The organism is Vibrio sp. (assembly GCF_984391705.1).
Genome location: NZ_CFHWOM010000148.1, coordinates 1 through 1779, shown reverse-complemented (window position 1 = coordinate 1779; position 1779 = coordinate 1). Strand labels below are relative to the sequence as shown.

Sequence of the window (1779 nt, the reverse complement as noted above, 5' to 3'; positions counted from 1 at the left end):
CCGCGTAGGTTTTTGCTGTAACAGAACACATCCACCGACTCTGGTGGCAACGCATCTTGGTGCATCTTACCCAGTACCGTTTTTAGTGCGTCAAGCATCGCCGTCTCACCTTGGAAATGAAGCGTTCTCACTTCATGCCAAGAGTTACGGTAAACCAAATCGACACTACCCACTAGGCTCTGGCCTTCTTCACCAAAACTGAAGATATCCGCACTCTTCAAATCAACTTTTAAAGAGCGAGCACTCAATTCTGAGGTTGGGTCGTTCTCAAAGTTAATGAACATCGCCAACTGGCTGATCTCACACGGGCTCGCCAGTGCTTGCATACTCGGACGGCGCTTGCGCAGTGAGAAGGTATTACGCAGGTCGCTCACCATCTGATAGAACTTATCGATATCAATGTGTGCGTCACGAACCACAGAGTGTAGGCGTGTTGACTCAGTGATCAATCCATTAAAGAACGACCACGCAACCAACTTACTCAAGTACTCATGGTGCTCAAGCGATGGTTGGCCAAGAATTCGGTGTGCAATCAGCGGCTGCTTATACAGATACCAACCCGCTTTGTTGGTTTGGCCCTGTCTTACCTCAATAAAGCTCAGATCGGGTTCATGCAGATCCGGAGAAATCTGAGGGTTTAGAAGTGTGACTTTACCCGGTAGCACCTCAAAAGCTGCATACAGCTTGCGAGCAAGAATGCTGATGTCTTGTGGGCTGATTGCCGAGGTGATGTCGTTGCGACGTGCAAACTGAATCAGATTACGGTAGCTGAGCATCAACGCATCTAACAGGGCGTGGTGTACAACTTTAACTTGCTCAACCTTCCAGTTACGACGGTTATCCAGCTCAACGATGGTCTCATGATCCCAATTCCAAGATTGAGTCATCTCAGTTAACGCTTCACGGCGCCAAGCGACTGACCCTACTCCTGCCTCACGCGATAACTTCTCATGAGTTTTGAGATAGAAACAGCGGCGAACAAGATCAAGACGCGTGTCATCGTTAATGCGTTCAAGGTAACGAGTTACCTTCTCAAGCATCAAATAGTAGCTGTCCATCCCATATAGGTCTGGTTCATCAGCAAAGAAACGACGCTTAGTATCGATACTCAAAAGTTGAGTGTGTGGGTACTCCCACGAGTAAGCCTCTAACAAGATCGCTTTTAAAACCGATTTGTACGGAGAGTCGATACTCTTGTACAGCTGCCACAGGTTAGAGCCGAAGTACTCTTCCGCTGGAATTCGGTTTAATTTGCCGAAATCAATCCACTGAGAGCAATCGATGTAACCCTTGCTACAAAGATCATGCACATATTCGTCGTAACACTCTTCCATTTCTGGAGGGATGATCTGCCAAAGTAGGCGTTGACCCGCTAATCGCACAGCAGAACGATAGAACTCATCCAGTAGCAGTAGATGCTGAGAAGAGCCGCAGTTATCACCGGTCATCTCTTCTGAATAGTTCGAGCGGAAGCGCTGCTCATCCATCAGGAAGAAGTTAGCTTCAACGCCAAGCGTCTGAGCCCAATCGGTAATCAATAGACACTTGTTGGTCAAACTATCGCGAGCACCACCATCCATATCCGGTGATACGCAGACCCATATATCAAGGTCACTCGAAGTACTTTGACCAATAGAAGATGTACTGCCCATGGTGTAGAGACCAAGGATCTCAGGGCTATCCGTCTCGGCGAGCTTACCGCCTAACGTCAGCTCAGTATCTTCGACAAATTGCTTTTGGAATTCATTAGGCGTGAAGCTACGAATTCCAAAAGGAACT

General features: G+C 47.8%; 1 protein-coding gene. It reads right to left on the bottom strand.

The genetic code is table 11. The annotated features are described in order from the left end of the window. Positions 1-1779 (bottom strand): class I adenylate cyclase domain-containing protein (locus AC4MRV_RS22030; protein ID WP_491189401.1); only part of this gene is annotated, 1779 nt, incomplete at both ends.